The organism is Brevundimonas intermedia, from assembly GCF_004614235.1.
Taxonomy (GTDB): Bacteria; Pseudomonadota; Alphaproteobacteria; order Caulobacterales; family Caulobacteraceae; genus Brevundimonas; species Brevundimonas intermedia_A.
In genome coordinates this window covers 155,636-173,801 of sequence record NZ_SPVH01000001.1, presented here as the reverse complement: position 1 = coordinate 173,801, position 18,166 = coordinate 155,636, and the positions used below count along the sequence as shown (strand labels likewise).

General features: G+C 68.0%; 14 protein-coding genes. 12 read left to right on the top strand and 2 right to left on the bottom strand.

Features of this window, described 5'->3' with window-relative positions; translation table 11 throughout:
- The first annotated feature begins 109 nt into the window (after positions 1-109).
- The 6 genes from guaB to guaA are packed head-to-tail and all read left to right on the top strand — an operon-like array spanning position 110 to position 5,910.
- Positions 110-1,567 carry an IMP dehydrogenase gene (gene guaB, locus EGY25_RS00775; protein ID WP_135193156.1) on the top strand — a complete coding sequence of 486 codons (1,458 nt, stop codon included), beginning with the start codon at positions 110-112 and terminating at the stop codon, positions 1,565-1,567.
- Between the two features lie 4 nt (positions 1,568-1,571).
- Positions 1,572-1,973 carry an MAPEG family protein gene (locus tag EGY25_RS00770; protein WP_135193155.1) on the top strand — a complete coding sequence of 134 codons (402 nt, stop codon included), beginning with the start codon at positions 1,572-1,574 and terminating at the stop codon, positions 1,971-1,973.
- A 1-nt stretch (position 1,974) separates the two neighbouring features.
- Entirely contained in the window at positions 1,975-3,276 is a 1,302-nt protein-coding gene (locus EGY25_RS00765; protein WP_135193154.1) for an RsmB/NOP family class I SAM-dependent RNA methyltransferase, read from the top strand.
- The gene (locus tag EGY25_RS00760) at positions 3,273-3,653 is read left to right on the top strand and encodes a lysozyme inhibitor LprI family protein (protein ID WP_135193153.1); all 381 of its coding nucleotides are present in this window, start codon (positions 3,273-3,275) and stop codon (positions 3,651-3,653) included. The genes EGY25_RS00765 and EGY25_RS00760 overlap by 4 nt, the downstream gene beginning before the upstream one ends.
- Positions 3,650-4,351, top strand: coding sequence for a 5'-methylthioadenosine/S-adenosylhomocysteine nucleosidase (locus tag EGY25_RS00755; protein ID WP_135193152.1), 702 nt, complete (start codon positions 3,650-3,652; stop codon positions 4,349-4,351). Before EGY25_RS00760 ends, EGY25_RS00755 begins: the two co-directional genes overlap by 4 nt.
- Positions 4,348-5,910, top strand: a complete 1,563-nt coding sequence (gene guaA / locus EGY25_RS00750; protein ID WP_135193151.1) for a glutamine-hydrolyzing GMP synthase — start codon at positions 4,348-4,350, stop codon at positions 5,908-5,910. The genes EGY25_RS00755 and guaA overlap by 4 nt, the downstream gene beginning before the upstream one ends.
- A 203-nt stretch (positions 5,911-6,113) precedes the next feature.
- On the opposite strand, the gene EGY25_RS00745 is transcribed toward guaA, so the two are convergent.
- Positions 6,114-6,986, bottom strand: coding sequence for a LysR family transcriptional regulator (locus tag EGY25_RS00745; protein WP_167762438.1), 873 nt, complete (start codon positions 6,984-6,986; stop codon positions 6,114-6,116).
- Positions 6,987-7,094: 108 nt separating this feature from the next.
- On the opposite strand from EGY25_RS00745, the gene EGY25_RS00740 reads away from it, so the two are divergent.
- Genes EGY25_RS00740 through EGY25_RS00720 form a run of 5 tightly spaced genes read left to right on the top strand, consistent with a single transcriptional unit; the run spans position 7,095 to position 13,486 of the window.
- A complete protein-coding gene (locus EGY25_RS00740) occupies positions 7,095-8,411 on the top strand; it encodes an acyclic terpene utilization AtuA family protein (protein WP_245159284.1) in 1,317 nt (438 codons plus the stop codon).
- A complete protein-coding gene (locus tag EGY25_RS00735) occupies positions 8,411-8,716 on the top strand; it encodes an AtuA-related protein (RefSeq protein WP_135193148.1) in 306 nt (101 codons plus the stop codon). The genes EGY25_RS00740 and EGY25_RS00735 overlap by 1 nt, the downstream gene beginning before the upstream one ends.
- Positions 8,717-8,760: 44 nt before the next feature.
- Entirely contained in the window at positions 8,761-10,074 is a 1,314-nt protein-coding gene (locus EGY25_RS00730) for a CitMHS family transporter (protein WP_209307923.1), read from the top strand.
- A complete protein-coding gene (locus EGY25_RS00725; RefSeq protein WP_135193146.1) occupies positions 10,074-12,068 on the top strand; it encodes an alpha/beta hydrolase domain-containing protein in 1,995 nt (664 codons plus the stop codon). The genes EGY25_RS00730 and EGY25_RS00725 overlap by 1 nt, the downstream gene beginning before the upstream one ends.
- Entirely contained in the window at positions 12,065-13,486 is a 1,422-nt protein-coding gene (locus EGY25_RS00720; protein WP_135193145.1) for a tannase/feruloyl esterase family alpha/beta hydrolase, read from the top strand. The genes EGY25_RS00725 and EGY25_RS00720 overlap by 4 nt, the downstream gene beginning before the upstream one ends.
- Here the strand turns inward: EGY25_RS00720 and EGY25_RS00715 are convergent.
- A complete protein-coding gene (locus tag EGY25_RS00715) occupies positions 13,462-15,438 on the bottom strand; it encodes a glycoside hydrolase family 3 protein (RefSeq protein WP_135193144.1) in 1,977 nt (658 codons plus the stop codon). The genes EGY25_RS00720 and EGY25_RS00715 overlap by 25 nt on opposite strands.
- Positions 15,439-15,578: 140 nt before the next feature.
- Here EGY25_RS00715 and EGY25_RS00710 point away from each other — a divergent pair, with 140 nt between their 5' ends.
- A complete protein-coding gene (locus EGY25_RS00710; protein WP_432417360.1) occupies positions 15,579-18,047 on the top strand; it encodes a glycoside hydrolase family 3 N-terminal domain-containing protein in 2,469 nt (822 codons plus the stop codon).
- Positions 18,048-18,166 lie beyond the last annotated feature (119 nt).

Here is an 18,166-nt window from a genome sequence, read left to right as displayed (position 1 = left end):
CGCCCCGCCGGTTGCAAAGCAATAAAATCTATTGGGTCCATAAGCCGCAAGACCCTTGCCGTGGCCCCCCGCCGCCCGTTATACGCGGCCCGCAAAACGGAGACTCCCTATGGAGATACGCGAAGGACTGACCTTCGACGATGTTTTGCTCGAACCCGGCGCTTCCGAGTTCATGCCGGCGATGGTCGATGTCTCGACCCAGCTGACACGCGACATCAGACTGAACATCCCGCTGCTGTCCTCGGCCATGGACACGGTGACCGAAAGCCGCCTGGCCATCGCCATGGCCCAGTCCGGCGGCCTGGGCGTTCTGCACCGCAACATGACCATCGAGGAACAGGCCGATCAGGTCCGCGCCGTGAAGCGTTATGAGAGCGGCATGGTGGTCAATCCCGTGACCGTCGGCCCGCAGACGACCCTGGGCGAAGTGCGCGAGATCGTCGCGCGCAAGAAGATCACCGGCTTCCCCGTCGTCGATCCGGCGACCGGAAAGCTGGTCGGGATGCTGACCCACCGGGACATGCGGTTCGAGAGCGATCTGAACGTCACGGCCGCCTCGCTGATGACCACGGGCGACCTGATCACGGTGGGCGAGAGCGCGGGACGGGAAGAGGCGCGCCAACTGCTGAAGACCCGCAAGATCGAGCGCGTCGTCGTGGTGGACGAGGATTACCGGGCCGTCGGCCTGATCACCATGAAGGACATCGAGAAGGCCCAGGCCTTCCCCCACGCGGCCAAGGACGACCAGGGTCGTCTGCTGGTCGGGGCGGCCTCGACGGTCGGCGACGCCGGCTACGAGCGGGCCATGGCCCTGGCCGAGGCGGGTTGCGACGTGGTGGTGATCGACACCGCACACGGTCATTCGGCCTCGGTCGCCCAGGTGGTCGAGCGGATCAAGCGCGAAAACAACCGGCTGCAGATCATCGCCGGCAACGTCGCCACCTATGATGCGACGCGCGCCCTGATCGACGCGGGCGCGGATGCGGTGAAGGTCGGCATCGGTCCGGGCAGCATCTGCACGACCCGCATCGTCGCGGGCGTGGGCGTGCCGCAGCTGACGGCCGTGATGGACTCGGCGCGGGCCGCACGCGGCACGGGCGCCTCGGTCATCGCCGACGGCGGGATCAAATATTCGGGCGACCTGGCTAAGGCTATCGCGGCCGGAGCGAACGTGGCCATGATGGGCTCGATGTTCGCGGGCACCGACGAAAGCCCCGGCGAGGTCTTCCTGTACCAGGGGCGCAGCTACAAGTCGTATCGCGGCATGGGTTCGGTGGGCGCCATGGCGCGCGGATCGGCGGATCGCTATTTCCAGAAAGAAGTCTCGTCCGAGAAGCTGGTGCCCGAGGGCATTGAGGGCCAGACGCCCTACAAGGGGCCGATTTCGCCCGTCCTGCACCAGATGGTCGGCGGCTTGCGCGCCTCCATGGGCTATGTCGGCGCCGGCACCATCGCCGACTTCCAGGAACGTGCGCACTTTGTGCGCATCACCGGCGCGGGCCTGCGGGAGAGCCACGTCCACGACGTGATGATCACGCGCGAGGCGCCGAACTACAGACAGGGATAAGGCCATGACGACCGAACTGACCTATCTGGCCCTGACCTTGATCCTGGCGCTGGTGCAGATCTTCCTGCCGGCCGGGGCGCGGACGGTCGAGTTCGGCTCGAAGTGGAATGCGGGTCCGCGCGACGAGACGCCGGCGGCGACGAAGCCGCTGACCGGCCGTCTGGAGCGGGCCCAGGCCAACCTGTTCGAGACCCTGCCGCTGTTCATCGGCGCCGTGCTGATCGCCCATGTGATCGGCGCGGCCGGCCCGCTGACCCTGTGGGGGACGGCGCTCTATTTCTGGGCGCGCGTCGTCTATGTGCCCCTTTACGCCTTTGGCGTCCCCTATGTCCGGTCGCTGGTCTGGGTGGTCTCGCTTGCGGGACTGGTCATGGTCCTGGCGTCCCTGTTTTTCCTGAAAGCCTGAATTGACCCCAGCCGCCCGCCTCGCCGCCGCCGCCTCCATCCTGGACTCCATGGCCCAGGGCCGCCAACCGGCCGAAACCGTCCTGAAGGCCTGGGGGGCCGCCAACAGATACGCCGGGTCCAAGGATCGGCGGGCCATCGCCGATCATGTCTACAAGGTGCTGCGCGCGCGCGGCCGCCTGTCGTGGATCATGGGCGGGCGCGAGGACGGCAGGGCCCTGGTGATCGGTTCGCTGCACGCCATCGACGGCCTTTCGCTGGAAGAGATCGAGGCCCTGCACTCAGGCGACGGCTATGGTCCGCGCCCGCTGTCGAAACAGGAGCGGAGCCGGATCACGGCGGGGCAAGGCGAAGTTCCCGGCTGGGTCGCGGCGGGTCTGCCGGAGTTCGTGGTCGAGGATTTCAAGGCCACCTTCGGCGACCGCTGGGCCGAAGAAGCCCACGCCTTGATGACGCCGCGCGCGCCCATCGACCTGCGGGTCAATGATGCGGCCGCTACGGTGGAAGAGGTCGAGGCCGAGCTGCGGGCCGCTGGGCTTGAGGTGTCTCGCACCCCCTGGTCCGTTCTGGGCCTGCGCGTCCCGTCGGAACCGCCGCCCAACATCCAGGCCCTGGACGGCTTCAAGGCCGGTAAGTTCGAGATCCAAGACGAAGGCAGCCAGGTCGTCTGCTGGCTGGCCGGGGCTGAACCGGGCACGACCGTTGTGGATTACTGCGCCGGCGGCGGCGGCAAGACCCTGGGTCTGGCGCAGGCCATGAGGGGGCAGGGCAAGCTGATCGCTGCGGACGTCGTCAACAAGCGGCTGGAGAACATCCGTCCCCGCCTGAAACGCGCGGGCGTCGAAGCCGAGCTGGTGCTGATCGGCCAAAACGGCGGCGGGCTGGAGGCGGTCAACGGCCAGGCCGATCTGGTCTTCGTGGACGCGCCTTGTTCGGGTTCGGGCACCTGGCGCCGCCGGCCCGAGGACGCCTGGCGTCTGACGACCGAAGAGGTCGAGAAGCTGCACGCCCTGCAGGTCCGCATCCTGAGCCAGGCGACCAAGCTGGTGAAGCCGGGCGGCCGTCTGGTCTATGTCACCTGTTCGATGCTGGCGCGCGAGAACGAGGCCAGCGCCGACGCCTTCGAGGCGGCAAACCCTGAGTTCCGCCCGGTCCCGGTCGCCGATCTACTGTCCGCGCCGCAACTGAGCGCCGCCGCCCGGACGAAGCTCGCCGAACTGGCCTCGGGCGCGCGTCTGCGCCTGTCGCCGGCCACGGCGGACACCGACGGCTTCTTCGCCGCCGTGTACGAGCGCACGGCATGATCCTGTCGCTGGTCCTTGCGCTGACCGCCGGCCCCATTGCGGTTCAGGATCGCTCGGACGCCTATTTCAGCTGTCAGTCGCAGTCCAAGGGCGCGGGTTTGCAGGCCTGTCTCGACAACGCCCTGGCGAACGAGGATCGCTTCTTGAACGCCGCCTATCGTGCGGCGCGTCAGGGCCTGGACCGGGCCGAGACGCTGCAACTGCGCGACCGCCAACGCGCCTGGATCCGGGCGCGCGACGCGGCCTGCGATAGCCGCGCGGCGGATCAGTCCGACCCGGCCTTGGCGAGGGCCGCCCGGACCGACTGCCTGCTGACCTGGACGGCTGAGCGTAATCTCTGGCTTGAGAACACCTATCTGACGGGGTCGCGTAAGTGAGCCACGGCTTGCACCGGTTCGGATCCGTGTCCGTCCTGTGCGTCATGGCCGCGCCAGCCGAATATGGCCTGCATCTGCAAGCCCGTATCCAGCCCCTGATGACCGGCGTCGGCCCGGTCGAGGCCGCTGTCGCCCTGACCGCCGCCCTGGCGCGGCTGGAGGCGGCGGGCGACCTGCCGGACCTGATCGTGTCGCTGGGGTCGTGCGGCTCGCGGGTGCTGGACCACGCCGCCGTCTATCAGGCCGCGTCGGTCACCTATCGCGACATGGACGCCAGCGCCCTAGGTTTCGCCAAGGGCGTGACGCCGCTGCTGGACCAGCCTGCGATCCTGCCCCTGCCGTGCCCCATCCCGGGCGTGCCGACCGCGACCCTATCGACCGGGGCCAATGTCGTCTCCGGCGCCGCCTATGACGCCATAGACGCCGAGATGGTGGACATGGAGACCTGGGCCCTGGTCCGGTCGGCCCAGACCTTCGGTGTGCCTCTGATCGCCCTGCGCGGCGTGTCTGACGGCCGTGCCGAGTTGAAGGCGCTGGAGGACTGGACCTCGACCCTGCATCATGTGGACGAGAACCTGGCCGCCGCCCTGGACCGTCTGATCGCCGTGCTGGAGGCCGACGGCCTCGCCGCCCTTGAAATTCCGGCCTTTGAAGGCCAAGACCCCGCGCAACTCTCCCCGGATTCGATCACGCCATGACCACGCCGCACGACCACCAGAAGGTCCTCATCATCGACTTCGGCAGCCAGGTGACGCAGCTGATCGCGCGCCGCCTGCGCGAGGCCAGCGTCTATTGCGAGATCCATCCTTTCCAGAAGGCCGAGGCCGCCCTGGCGACCATGAACCCGGCGGCCATCATCCTGTCGGGCGGTCCCGAGAGCGTGCACGAGGAGGGCAGCCCCCGCGCGCCCCAGGCCGTGTTCGAGGCCGGCGTGCCGGTGCTGGGCATCTGCTACGGCGAGATGACCATGTGCGAACAGCTGGGCGGCAAGGTCGAGGGCGGCCACACCCGCGAGTTCGGCCGCGCCGAGATCACCGTCGAGAAGACCTCGCCCCTGCTGGCCGACCTGGCCCCGGTCGGCGAGGAGGAGACGGTCTGGATGAGCCACGGCGACAAGATCGTCGCCATCCCCGAGGGCTTCGACGTCGTCGCCTCTTCGGCCGGGTCGCCTTATGCGGTGATCGCCGACGAGACCCGCCGCTTCTACGGCGTGCAGTTCCACCCCGAGGTGATGCACACCCCGCGCGGCCACCAGATGCTGAAGAACTTCACCCACGGCATCGCCGGGCTGAAGGGCGACTGGACCATGGCCGCCTATCGCGACGAGAAGATCGCCCAGATCCGCGAACAGGTCGGCGACGCCAAGGTGATCTGCGGCCTGTCGGGCGGCGTCGACAGTTCGGTCGCCGCCGTGCTGATCCACGAGGCCATCGGCGATCAGCTGACCTGCGTCTTCGTGGACACCGGCCTGCTGCGCAAGGACGAGGCGACCCAGGTCACTACCCTGTTCCGTGAGCACTACAATATCCCGCTGGTGCATGTTGATGCGTCGAAGGAATTTCTGGGCGAGCTGGCGGGCCAGTCGGACCCGGAAACCAAGCGCAAGATCATCGGCCGCGTCTTCATCGAGATCTTCGACCGTGAGGCCGGCAAGATCGAGGGCGCCGAATTCCTGGCCCAGGGCACCCTCTATCCAGACGTGATCGAGAGCGTCTCCTCGTCCAGCGGCAAGGCCCATGTGATCAAGAGCCACCACAATGTCGGCGGCCTGCCCGACTATATGAAGCTGAAACTGGTCGAGCCCCTGCGCGAACTGTTCAAGGACGAGGTCCGCGCCCTGGGCCGCGAACTGGGACTTACGGACGCCTTCGTGGGTCGTCATCCGTTCCCCGGACCGGGCCTGGCCATCCGCATTCCCGGCGAAATCACGCCCGAGGCGGTCGAGACCCTGCAACAGGCCGACGCCATCTATCTGGATGAGATCCGCAAGGCGGGTCTGTACGACGACATCTGGCAGGCCTTCGCCGTCCTGCTGCCGGTCAAGACCGTAGGCGTCATGGGCGACGCCCGCACCTACGAAAAGGTCCTGGCCCTGCGCGCCGTCTCCTCCACCGACGGCATGACCGCCGACTTTTACCAGTTCCCCTGGGACGTCCTCGCAAAGACCGCGACGCGCATCATCAACGAAGTGCGCGGCGTGAACCGGGTGGTCTATGACGTGACGTCGAAGCCGCCGGGGACCATCGAGTGGGAGTGAGGGGGGCATGCGGGTGAGGTCTCTGACGAGAGGTTTCGTTGACCATGGGGTGACATTAGCGCTCGGGTTCGGACGGCGCGATCCCGTAGCCCTACGGTGGTAGACGGCGAGGGACGACCTGCCTCGCGCTCCCAATCACACCTTCCGACTTCTAACGTTACTAAGGTACCACCTACCCGCCGGGGGTTTGGCGCAGCATTATTTTATGTGGCCAGATGTCGGATCATCGCTTCGACGGTGGGGGAGCGCCGGTCGGGGCGGATGACGAAGCCGACGGACCGTTTGGTTATCGGCGCATCTAAGGTGGTCCATGAAAGATCCGGCTCGGGCAGGAGCCGCAGGGTCAGCTGCGGCAGGGCGGTGACGCCTAACCCTCGACCCACGAGAGCGCCGACCGTGGCGAGGTGGCCGCATTCGTAAAGGGGACGCACGAAGACGCCGGCTTGAAGGAAAGCTTGGTCGGTGGCCTGGCGGACGCTGCTGCGGAGGGCCATGGCGATGAAGGGCACCTGCGCCAGGTCGGCCCAGGTGTCGATGGTGTCAGGGCTTTGGCGGTCGTTGGCGCGCACGGCGCCGAAGAGGTCTTCCTGCAATTCCTGATAGGCCAGATCGACGTCGGGTAGAGGGCGTATGGTCAGGCCGAGGTCGGCGTGGCCCTCCAGGACAGCGGTTTCGACATTCATCGCCAGACCGTCAAGAATCTTGACGTCGATGTCCGGATATTCCGCCTGAAAGGCGGCGAGCGGACCGGGCAGAAGCGTTGCGGCCAGCGAGGGCAGGGCGGCGACGCAGAGCCGGCCGCGCGATCCCTTGATGAAGGCCGAGACGTCTTCCAGCCCCAGTTCGGCTTCTCGCACCAAGCGGACCGCTATCGGCATCAGCCGCGCGCCCGCAGGCGAAAGCCGCGCGCCGCGACCGTCCCTGTCAAACAGGCGATCGCCCAACCGGTCTTCCAACTGGCGAATGGCGCGGCTCAATGCGGGCTGAGACAGGGCGCGGCGCGCGCCAGCCTCGGTGAAACTGCCGGTTTCAGCGATGGCGAGGAAGTGTTGAAGGTCGCGCAGATTAAGCGGCATGGGTGTTTCTAGCATGATGAGGGCTGCTGTCATGCGCTTTGTGCATAGCGCGATCCATCATTAGTCTTTGCGTCCGGCGCAGGCTTGCGTCCTGATGACCTCATGGGGATGGCGATACGCATCGGCTCGGGGGCGGGCTTTTCGGAGGACAGGATCGATCCTGCGGTCGATCTGGCCGAGCGGGGACAACTGGACTTCCTGGTGTTCGAATGCTTGGCGGAGCGGACGATCGCTCTGGCGGTCGCCGCGCGTCAGGCGGACCAGGCCGGCGGCTACGATCCCTTGCTTGAGGAACGCCTGCGTGCAGTGCTGCCGGCCTGCTATCTCAATGGCACGCGGATCGTCAGCAACATGGGCGCAGCCAATCCGCAGGGCGCGGCGCGGCGGGCGGCCGAGGTGGCGCGAGACCTGGGCCTTGTCGGCTTGAAGATCGCTGCCGTCGTCGGCGACGATGTGCGCGACCGGATCGATGAACTGGAGCCGTTTGGGCAGGAGCCGCCGCCGACCGAGGACGTGGTGTCAGCCAACGCCTATCTGGGACATGAGGCGATCGCCCAGGCGCTGGACGAGGGCGCCCATATTGTCCTGACCGGGCGAGTGGCCGATCCGTCGCTCTTCTTGGGCCCTATGGTCCATGCCTTCGGTTGGGGGGCGGACGATTGGGACCGGCTGGGGCGTGGGACCGCCGTTGGTCACCTACTGGAGTGCGCGGGGCAACTGACGGGCGGCTATTTCGCAGATCCGGGATTCAAGGACGTCGCCGATCTGGCGCGTCTGGGCTTCCCCATCGCTGAGGTGCGCGACGACGGGTCTGCGGTTCTGGGCAAGCTTGAGAACACGGGCGGGCGCGTCTCGGTCGCCACCTGCACGGAGCAATTGTTGTACGAACTCCACGATCCTCAGGCCTATCTGACGCCCGATGTGACGGCAGACTTCAGCACCATCGTCTTTACTGACCTGGGCGACGACAGGGTGGCCCTGAGCGGCGGCGGGGGTGGACCGAGTCCCAGGAAGCTGAAGGTCTCGGTCGGTGTGGACGACGGCTGGCTGGGCGAGGGACAGATTTCATACGCCGGTCCCGGCTGCGTCGAGCGCGCCCATCTGGCCTTGTCGATCGTGGACGAGCGGCTGGCCCTGTGCGGCCTGGAGCCGCTGGACGCACGTTTCGATTTGATTGGGATCGACGCCGTAGCGAGAGGCGCCGCCGCCGTGACGGCGCCCAGCGAAGTGCGCGCTCGCGCCGCCTGCCGCATGAGCACCGAGGCCGATGCGCGGCGCGTGGGGCGCGAGGTGGCGGCGCTCTACACCAATGGTCCGTCCGGCGGCGGCGGCGTGTCCACGTCGGTGCGGCCGGTCATCGGCATCGTTTCCGGCCTGATCGATCGCCGAGAGGTGTCGCAAACTCTGTATTGGGAGGTCAGCTGATGCTGTTGCGTGAACTGGCGCATGCGAGAACAGGCGACAAGGGCGACGTGTCCAACATCGCCGTCATCGCCTATCGGGCGGAGGACTATTATCGTCTTCAGCGCGGTCTGACCGAAGACCGGGTGCGCGCGCGGCTGTGTCTTGAGCCTGATCATCCGATCCGCAGGCATGAGCTGCCGGGTCTCAAGGCGCTGAATTTCGTCATCGAGGGCGCCCTGGCGGGAGGCGTCACGCGTTCGGCGTCGCTGGACGCGCACGGCAAATGTCTGGGAGCCTGGCTGCTCGGCGTCGAACTGGAGGATTGAGCGAACGCGGCGGAAGTCCGCGACGCTCGGGGGAGGATAGGGTTTTGGATCTGGCGGTGTTGGGCTTCGTGACGATCGGCGTCTTTCTGGCGCTGATCCTGCTCACGCGAACGCCGGTGCTGGCGGCGCTGGTGCTCGTGCCGGTGGTCGCCGCGCTGGTCGGCGGCTTCGGCGGCGGTCTGGCCGAGATGACGGGCGACGGCCTGAGGACCGTGGCGCCGGTGGCGGCGCTGATGATGTTCGCGGTCCTTTATTTCGGATTGATGATCGACGTCGGCCTGTTCGAGCCGATCGTGCGCGCTCTGGTCGGGCTGGTGCGGGGCGATCCGGTGCGGCTGTGCCTGGCTACAGCCGCCCTGCCGATGCTGGTGGCCCTGGACGGGGACGGGGCGACGACCTTCCTGATCTCGATCACAGCGCTTCTGCCTGTGCACCGTCGTCTGGGTATGAACCCCCTCATTCTGCCGGCCGTCGTCGCTTTGTCGGCGGGGGTGATGAACCTGTTGCCGTGGGGCGGCCCGACCGCGCGGGCGATGACGGCGCTGGACGCGGGGGTAGAGCAGGTCTTTCTTCCGTTGCTGCCGGCGATGCTTGCGGGGATCGCGTGGGTCTTCCTGGCGGCCTTCCTGATGGGGCGGGGCGAGCGGCGACGGCTGGCGGTCGTCGGCGCCGGCGTCGTCGCGCCCGCCGAGCCCACGGAGCGCGAACCCGTGCGCGTGGACAGGCTGTTCATCTTCAATGCGGTCCTGACGGTGGCGTTGATCGTGCTGCTGTTCCGTGATCTTTACGCCGAAGTCGTGCCCGTGCCGGCCATTCCGCCCTTCCTCTTGTTCATGATCGCCTTCGCGATCGCCCTCCCGGTCAACCGGCGCGGCTGGGAGGCGCAACAGGCGCAACTGGCCAGTCATGCCGCCAGCGTGGTCCTGGTCGTCTCAATGATCCTGGCCGCGGGCGTGTTCACCGGAGTGCTGAACGGGACGGGGATGATCGAGGCGATGGCCCGGGTTCTGGCCGGCGTCATGCCGTCCTTCCTGACGCCCTGGCTGAGCGGACTGGTTGCCGTCACCAGCATGCCGTTGAGCCTCGTCTTCACGCCCGACGCCTATTATTTCGGGGTTCTTCCGGTCTTCGCCGAGACGGCGGCGACCGTGGGGCACGATCCCGTCGCCATCGGCCGGGCCGCTCTGATGGGGCAGATGACGACCGGCTTTCCGCTCAGCCCGCTGACCGCCTCGACCTTCATCCTGATCGGCCTGTCCGGCGTGACCCTGCGCGATCACCAGCGGTTCGTCTTCAAATGGGCGTTCGGAACCACCTTGGTCATGACTGTGGTCGCCGCCCTTACCGGAGCCCTGTGATGAAACGTTTGATCACGTCGGCCGTCGCCTTCACCCTGCTGACCGCGCCCGCCGCCCAGGCCGAGGTGACCCGGTTGACGATCGAGACGCGAGCGCCGATCGACGGTGACTTCGGCCGGGCCGGCGCCTACGAAAAGGTCTCGGGGCGGTTCGAGGGCGAACTGGATCCTGCCGATCCCCGAAACGCCCTGATCACCGATCTGGCGCTCGCGCCTCGGAATGCGCGCGGCAAGATCGACTACGCCGCCACCTTCGCCTTCAGCCGGCCGGTTGATCGGGCGCGTCGGAGCGGCTTTCTGTTCTACGACGTGCCCAACCGAGGCAATATGCGGTTGGGCGGTGATCCTGAGGGGCACATCCACGTCGCCAGCGGCTGGCAGGGCGACATTGCGCCTGCGCCATCCCTGCAGACGCTTCAGGTTCCGGTCGCACACGCGGCCGACGGCGGACCGCTGACCGGGTCTGTGCTGGTACGGTTCGTCGATGCGCCGGCCGGAACCCTGACCCTGCCTATTCGCGGCGGCCTCGGCGGCGGCGCGGCGAAGCCGCTGCCGCTCAGCCTTGAGACGACGGAGGCGACGCTGGTCCGCAAGCGCAGCGACGACGCACAGGCAGAGACGGTGTCGAGCGGCGGCTGGGCCTTCGCCGACTGCGCCGAAACGCCGTTTCCAGGCGTGCCTGACCCGACGAAGTTGTGCCTGCGCGACGGCTTCGACCCGGCCTACGCCTATGAGCTGACCTATACAGCGAAGGACCCGCCGGTGCTGGGCGTCGGTTTCGCCGCGACCCGGGATCTGGTCGCCTTCCTGCGCCATGCGGGCGAAGAGGACGGCAATCCGCTGGCGGGCGGGGTGCGATGGACGATTGGCGTCGGGGTCAGCCAGGCGGGCAACTTCCTCCGCAGCTTCCTGCACCTGGGATTCAACACGGACGAGCAGGGGCGCCGGGTCTTCGACGGGCTGAACCCCCAGATCGCGGCTCGACACACGCCCTTGAACTTCCGCTTCGCTGTGCCCGGCGGCGCGGCCGGCCTTTACGAGCCCGGCAGCGAGGGGCCGCTGTGGTGGTCCGTCTATGACGACAAGGTCCGGGGGCGGGGACCGACCAGCCTGCTGACACGCTGCAGCCGCGACCAGACCTGTCCCAGGGTCTTCGAGACCTTCACCTCGGCCGAATTCTGGGGGCTGCGCATGTCGCCGAACCTGGTCGGGACCGACGCGGCCGCCGACATTCCCCTGCCGGACACCGTGCGGCGATACTATTTCCCCGGTACGACGCACGGCGGCGGCGCAGGCGGCTTCGACCTTGCGGGGGCGCAAACCTATGGCTGCGTTCTGCCGGGCAATCCCAATCCCACGACCGACACCCTGCGGGCACTGACCGGCGCACTGATGGCTTGGGTCGCCGAGGGCGTCGAGCCGCCGCCCAGCCGTTATCCGACGCTGGCGGCGGGGGAACTGGTCGAACCGACGGCTCGCGCGATGGGTTTCCCCTCCATCCCCGGCGCGGCGTCGCCGGACGGAAAGTTCAACGCCTTCCTGCACTATGATTTCGGCGAAGGGTTCGATCCCGACGACCTGTCGGGTGTCCAGACGCGACTGCCGCCGACGGTCAGCTACACCGTGTCCTCCCGTGTTCCCCGCGTGGACGCCGACGGCAACGAACGGGTCGGCGCCATGTCGGTCCAGCACCGTGCGCCGCTGGGGACCTATCTGGGATGGAACGTTCAGGCGACCGGCTATTACGCGGGGCAGGGCTGTGGCTTCCAGGGCGGCTTCATCCCTTTCGCGCCAACCCGCGCAGAACGCGAGGCGTCGGGCGATCCGCGCCTGTCGCTGCAAGAGCGATACGGTGACCATGAAGGCTATGTTCGCGCGGTCCGCGCCGCCGCAGCCGACCTGACGGCGCAGCACTTCCTGACGCCGCAGGACGCCGAGCGGCTGATCGCCGAGGCCCAGGCCAGCGATGTTCTGGTCCAAGAGGCGCGGCCATGATCGGCCTGGCCTCCGTCCTGCTGGTCGCGACGGCTCCGGCGCCCGACCGATGCAAGGCCCTTGCCGGCGCCGCTCTGGACCACGCCGAGATCACGACGGAGGTGGTGGCCGCCGGCGCCTGGACGCCGCCGGGCATGAACCGGCCGCTGCCCGAAACACCGGCTTTCTGCCGTGTGACCGGAAAGGCGCGCCCTGTCGTCGGGTCGGAGATCGGCTTCGAGGTCTGGCTGCCGCTGAACGGCTGGGCTGGGAGGCTGCGAATGTCCGGCAATGGGGGCTACAGCTCAGCCCTGCCCTATTTCGGCATGGTCGAGGCGCTCAGCGACGGCGCGGTCGCGGTCGGCACGGACACGGGACACACGGGCGACGATCCTGACTTCGCCGTCGGCCGTCCAGAGGCGGTCGTGGACTGGGGTCATCGGGCCGTTCATGTCAGCGTGGTCCAGGCCAAGGCGGTGGTCGACGCCTTCTACGGCCGGGCGCCGGACTGGAGTTATTTCAACGGCTGTTCGACCGGCGGGCACCAGGCCCTGATGGAGGCACAGCGCTATCCGGACGACTTCGACGGGGTTCTGGCGGGCGCGCCCGGCAACTATCGCACCCGGTTGAACGCCGCCTTCCTTTGGCAGTTCGTGCAGAACCACGACGCCGACGGACGCGAGATTCTGCCGGTGTCCAAACTGACGATGATCAGCCGGGCGTCGATCGCCGCCTGCCGACGCCCGGATGATGATCCGGACCAGCCTTGGGTGACGGCGCCGCAGGACTGCGCCTTCGACCCGGCGGTGCTGGATTGCGCCGGAGACGACCGGCCCGACTGTCTGACGACTGAACAGGTCGCCGCCCTGCGCCGGATGTATGCGGGCGCGACAAATCCCAGGACAGGTCAGCGCATCGCCTGGGGTTGGCCGCCGGGCAGCGAGGCGGGCTGGGCCGCCTATTGGGCCGATCCCCGCGATCCGACTCGTCCGGCGCGTGAGGGGTTCTGGCGCGTATGGGCCTTCGATGATGCGGACTGGACGTGGCGCGACTTCGACTTCGACGCCGACTGGAGCCGGGCCCACACGCGCCTCGCGCCGGTTATCGACGCCGAAAATCCTGACCTTTCGGCCTTCCGCGCCAAGGGCGGCAAGCTGATCCAATGGCATGGCGGCGCCGACCCGGTCGTGCCCCTGCGCGATTCCATCGCCTACGCCGAGGCCGTGAGGCGGGCGACGCCCGACAGCGCCGCCTTCCACCGCCTCTTCATCGCGCCGGGCGTCAGCCACTGCGGCGGCGGGCCGGGCGCCGCACCTCAAGGGCTGCAGGCCGCTTTGGAAGCCTGGGTCGAAGCCGGCCAGGCGCCCGAGCAGCTAGAGACGCGCTTCGCCGACGGTCGGCCGGGACGCCCGCTCTATTTCGAACGGCTGGACGACTGATGCGCGCCCGCCTGTCCCATCCAGGCGTAGCCGAGCGGATAGAGGAGCGCGCCCAGATCGTCGGGACGGGCGGGATCCTGGGCGCGGACCTGATCCATCGACGCGGGCAGGGCGAAGGGCAGCCGGCCCTCGGCGTGGGTCCGACCCATGGCGACGTCCAGCACGGCGGCGTCCGAGGCGCCGAACTCGCCGATCAGGACGCTGGCCAGCGGCTTCAACGACGTCAGCACGGCGGGACGATCCAGATAGACGCTGACGATCGTCGGCGTGGCGGCGGCTGCGCGCCGCAGGTCCGCCAGGGCGGGATCGTCGACCGGGAAGTCGAGAGCGCCCTCGTGCTGGCGGCTACCGAAGAAGAAGTTAGGGTGCGGCGTCTCGAACGGCGCGGCCAAGCGGAACAGGGCGATATCCGCCCCCTCGGGCGTGTCCACCGGGATCAGGCCGGCGGCGCGGGCCGCCTCAGGCGCGACGCCGTGCAGATAGACGGGGGCGCCGGGCGAGACCGGCGCGGGCAGGCGATTTTCCAGCATCACCATGGCGCGGCGCTGGACGTCGTCGGCCATGGCCTGACGCGCCGGGTCGGCCAGCATTCGCGTCGCCGCAGCGGGGTCGACGAAGGGATGGTCGAACAGGCCGAGTTCGAACTTCAGTCGCAGCACTCGGCTGACGGCCTGGTCCAGACGGGCTTCGGGAACCAGACCCTGGTGGACCGCCTCGACCATCCGGTCCGTCTGTTCGGTGCCGCCGAACTGATCGACGCCGGCGTTCATGCCCTTGGCGAAGCGCTCGGTCTCGGTGAGATCCTCCACACCCCAGGGCATGGCGATGTCGCCGAAGCCGTGAGGCGTCGCGCCCATGCGGCAGTTGTCGCCGCAATCGTTGGTGATGGCCCAGTCCGACACGACCAGGCCCTTGAAGCCGTAGCGATCCCGCAGCAGCGTAGTCAGCAGGCCGTGGTTGAAGCCGGCCCCGACCGGCTCGATCGGCGCCCCGTCGAGGGTGACGCCCTGCAGAATATTATAGGTCGGCATGACGCCCGCCACGCCCGCTGCGAAGGCTCCCAGGAAGGGCTGGATGTGGGTCGCCAGTTCGGTGTCGCCCAAGCGCGAGAACCGGCCATAATAGTTGTGGCCGTCCCAGCCTTCCGGCGCGGCGCCGTATCCGACCCAGTGTTTGACAACCGCCGCGACCCCGTCCGGGCGCAGGCCGTCTGCTGCGCCCTGGAAACCGACGACATAGGCCTGGACCATGCGGCCGGTACGGGCGGGATCCTCGCCGAAAGTGCCGTTGATGCGGGACCAGCGCGGCTCGGTGGCCAGGTCGGCCTGGGGCGACAAGGCCATGTGGATGCCGACCGCTCGATACTCCTGGCGTGCCGCGTCGCCGAACCGACGCACGATCTCGGCGTCATCCAATGCCGCCAAGCCCAGGGGTTCCGGCCATTGCGAAAAGCCGAGCGCCGCCAGGCTGGCGCCGTCGGTGCGCTGGAAATGGTTGCGGGGGTCGGTGCTGATCGTCACCGGTATGCCCAGGCGCGACCCACTGGCGACCCTTTGAAGCGCGTTGTTCTGGGCCGCCAGGACATCGGGCGCGGCGCTGAGACAGGTGATGACGCTGCTGATGTGGCGCTGGCGGTTGAGGGTCTCGAACCGCGCGACATCATAGGTTTCCGCTACACCGACGCCGCCACGGACGCTCTGAGGCGTCGGCGCCGTGCCGTGCATCACCGCGCCGGCCTTTTCCTCCAGCGTCATGCGCGACAGAAGGTCGGCGACGCGCCGGTCTGCGTCCAGCCGGTGGTCCTCATAGGGATCAAGACGACCGTTGCGGTCCATGTCGCGGAAGGTTTCTCCGTCTTGGAAGATCGCCGGTGCGGCATCGACAGGCTCGGGCGGAGGCGAAGCCACGGCCAGGGTTGCGGCCAGAGCCAAGGACAGGAAGGAAAAGGGCATGGGCGCGGCCTCTCGAATGTCGCGTTGACAACGTTACCATCAATACCTAGCGTGAGATCTAGCGGTTGTCAGGACCGAAAACGAAAGACCTCGCAAGAGGCGAAAACAGCGCGGCGTCCGCCGCGGGGGAGAAGATCATGATGAACACGACCGCCATCGCCGCGGCCTTGACGATCGCCATGCAGTCGGCAGGCGCCGGGGCCCCCGTTCCCGAGGCGTCGCGGGCCCACCCCGAGATGTGGCCGGCGGCTCACAGTCCCCCCGCCATGACCGATGCGCGGACCGAAGCTTTGGTGCGCGAGCTGCTGGCCCGGATGACGGTCGAAGAGAAGGTCGGCCAGACGATCCAGGCCGACATCGCCTCCATCAAGCCGGAAGATCTGCTGACCTATCCGCTCGGGTCGGTCCTGGCGGGCGGCACGTCCGGTCCTGGCGGAGATGACCGCGCCCCGGCCCAAGCCTGGGTCGATCTGGCTGCGGCATTCCGCGCGGCGGCGGCTCAGCGTCCGGGCGCGCGCGTCCCGCTGCTGTTCGGCGTGGACGCAGTGCACGGCCACAACAACATCTTCGGTGCGACCATCTTTCCGCACAATATCGGACTGGGGGCGGCGCACGATCCCGACCTGATCCGGCGCATCGGCGCGGCCACGGCCGAGGAGATCGCCGCCACGGGAGCCGACTGGACCTTTGCGCCGACCCTGGCGGTGCCTCGGGACGACCGGTGGGGCCGCACGCTGGAAGGCTATGCCGAAATCCCGGACGTTCAGGTCGACTACGCCGGGGCGATGGTCGAAGGTCTGCAGGGCGTGCTGTCGGCGGATCGGCCGATCGGCCCGGAACGTGTCGTCAGTTCGGCCAAACACTTCCTGGCCGACGGCGGCACGGACGGCGGCCATGATCAGGGCGACTTCAAAGGGACTGAGCGCGAGCTGATCGACATCCATCTGGGCGGCTATCCGGCCGCCATCAACGCGGGCGCCCTGACGATCATGGCGTCATTCTCCAGCTGGAACGGGGTCAAGCACACCGGCAATCCGACCATCCTGCGCGATGTGCTGAAGGGGCGTCTGGGCTTCGAAGGTTTCGTCGTCGGCGACTGGAACGCCCACGGCCAGCTTCCGGGCTGCACCACGGTCAGCTGCCCCGAGGCGCTGGAAGCGGGGCTGGACATGTATATGGCGCCGGACAGCTGGCGCGGCCTCTATGACAACACCCTGGCGCAAGTGCGCTCGGGGCGCATCCCAATGGCCGTGTTGGACGACGCCGTGACCCGCATCCTACGGGTGAAGGTCAAGGCGGGCGTGTTCGAACCCGCGCGCTACGCCTTGGCGGGCGAGCTGAATCGTCTGGGTGCGCCGGATCACCTGGAGCTGGCCCGCGAAGCGGTGCGGAAATCTCTGGTGCTGCTCAAGAACGAGGAATCGGTCCTTCCTATTCGGCCGGGCGCGCGTGTCCTGGTGGCCGGCGACGCCGACGACATCGGCCAGGCGTCGGGCGGCTGGACCATCAGTTGGCAGGGCACCGGCAACAGCAACGCCGACTTCCCCAACGGCCAGTCGATCTGGGCTGGACTGAGGGATGCGGTGGCTGCGGCCGGAGGCGAGGCGACGCTCAGCGCCGATGGCGTTTTCCAGGACAAGCCGGACGTCGCTGTGGTCGTGTTCGGCGAGACGCCCTATGCGGAAGGTCAGGGCGACGTTCGCCATCTGGACTATCGGTCCGAAAATCCGCTGGAAATTCTGAAGCGGCTGAAGGCGGCGGGCGTGCCGACCGTGACCGTCTTCCTGACGGGCCGCCCGTTGTGGGTGAACCCGGAGATCAACGCTTCTGACGCCTTCGTCGCAGCCTGGCTGCCGGGAACCCAGGGGCAGGGCGTGGCCGACGTGCTGGTGGCGGATCCATCCGGCAAGGCCGCCCATGATTTCACCGGGCGTCTGACCTTCTCCTGGCCGCGAACAGCGGAGGGCACGCCGCTTAACGTTGGCCAGCCGGGATATGATCCTCTGTTCGCCTATGGCTATGGCCTGTCCTACGCCAAGCCCGGATCGGTGGGAGCGCTGCCTGAGGTGTCTGGCGTCGATCTGCCGCCAGTCAACCTGGACCGCTTCTTCGTCACCGGCCGCTTCCAGCCGCCCTGGACGATGAGCATTCGCGATGGGGCGGGCGTCACGGCGGTGGCGTCGCCTCGGGGAGCCAGCGCCTCGGTTGCGTGGTCTCCGACCGACGGAGCGATCCAGGAAGACAGCCTGCGGCTCGCCTTCTCGGGCCAGGCCCTGGTTGGCATCGGCGGGGACCGGATCGACCTGTCCGAGCGTGCGGATCGCTCCCTGACTTTCCGTGCGCGTGTCGAGACGCCGATCACCGGCGCCCTGTGGGCGGGCATGGGCATGACCTTCGTCGATCTGGCGCCGTTGACCGGACCGACCGGCGAGTGGCGCACCATATCCATTCCGTTGCGCTGCCTGGCGCAAAGCGGCGTGGAGCTTCGGTCCGTGGATCAACCGTTCAGCCTTGTTTCCACGGCGCCGCTGACCATCTCGCTCGCCGATATACGCTTGTCGGATGGACCGGCCTCGCCCACGGCCCCCTGTCCCAAAAAGACCCTGTGACACCATCCTGGTATCGTTGTCATGAAAGCTGTTCGATGCTATGGGAACGCTGTCATGCCCGAGGCGCCGTCAGAGCGTCCGGGCGGCAGGGAAGGAAGCGGTTTTCCGTTTTTCCAAGA

What these genes read in the sequence shown, in the direction of transcription:
- EGY25_RS00760 (WP_135193153.1), top strand. Translation starts at nt 3,273, where the DNA reads ATGATCCTGTCGCTGGTCCTTGCGCTGACCGCCGGCCCCATTGCGGTT.
- EGY25_RS00720 (WP_135193145.1), top strand. Translation starts at nt 12,065, where the DNA reads ATGATCGGCCTGGCCTCCGTCCTGCTGGTCGCGACGGCTCCGGCGCCC.
- guaB (WP_135193156.1), top strand. Translation starts at nt 110, where the DNA reads ATGGAGATACGCGAAGGACTGACCTTCGACGATGTTTTGCTCGAACCC.
- EGY25_RS00715 (WP_135193144.1), bottom strand. Translation starts at nt 15,438, where the DNA reads ATGCCCTTTTCCTTCCTGTCCTTGGCTCTGGCCGCAACCCTGGCCGTG.
- EGY25_RS00725 (WP_135193146.1), top strand. Translation starts at nt 10,074, where the DNA reads ATGAAACGTTTGATCACGTCGGCCGTCGCCTTCACCCTGCTGACCGCG.
- EGY25_RS00735 (WP_135193148.1), top strand. Translation starts at nt 8,411, where the DNA reads ATGCTGTTGCGTGAACTGGCGCATGCGAGAACAGGCGACAAGGGCGAC.
- EGY25_RS00740 (WP_245159284.1), top strand. Translation starts at nt 7,095, where the DNA reads ATGGCGATACGCATCGGCTCGGGGGCGGGCTTTTCGGAGGACAGGATC.
- guaA (WP_135193151.1), top strand. Translation starts at nt 4,348, where the DNA reads ATGACCACGCCGCACGACCACCAGAAGGTCCTCATCATCGACTTCGGC.
- EGY25_RS00745 (WP_167762438.1), bottom strand. Translation starts at nt 6,986, where the DNA reads ATGCCGCTTAATCTGCGCGACCTTCAACACTTCCTCGCCATCGCTGAA.
- EGY25_RS00710 (WP_432417360.1), top strand. Translation starts at nt 15,579, where the DNA reads ATGAACACGACCGCCATCGCCGCGGCCTTGACGATCGCCATGCAGTCG.
- EGY25_RS00770 (WP_135193155.1), top strand. Translation starts at nt 1,572, where the DNA reads ATGACGACCGAACTGACCTATCTGGCCCTGACCTTGATCCTGGCGCTG.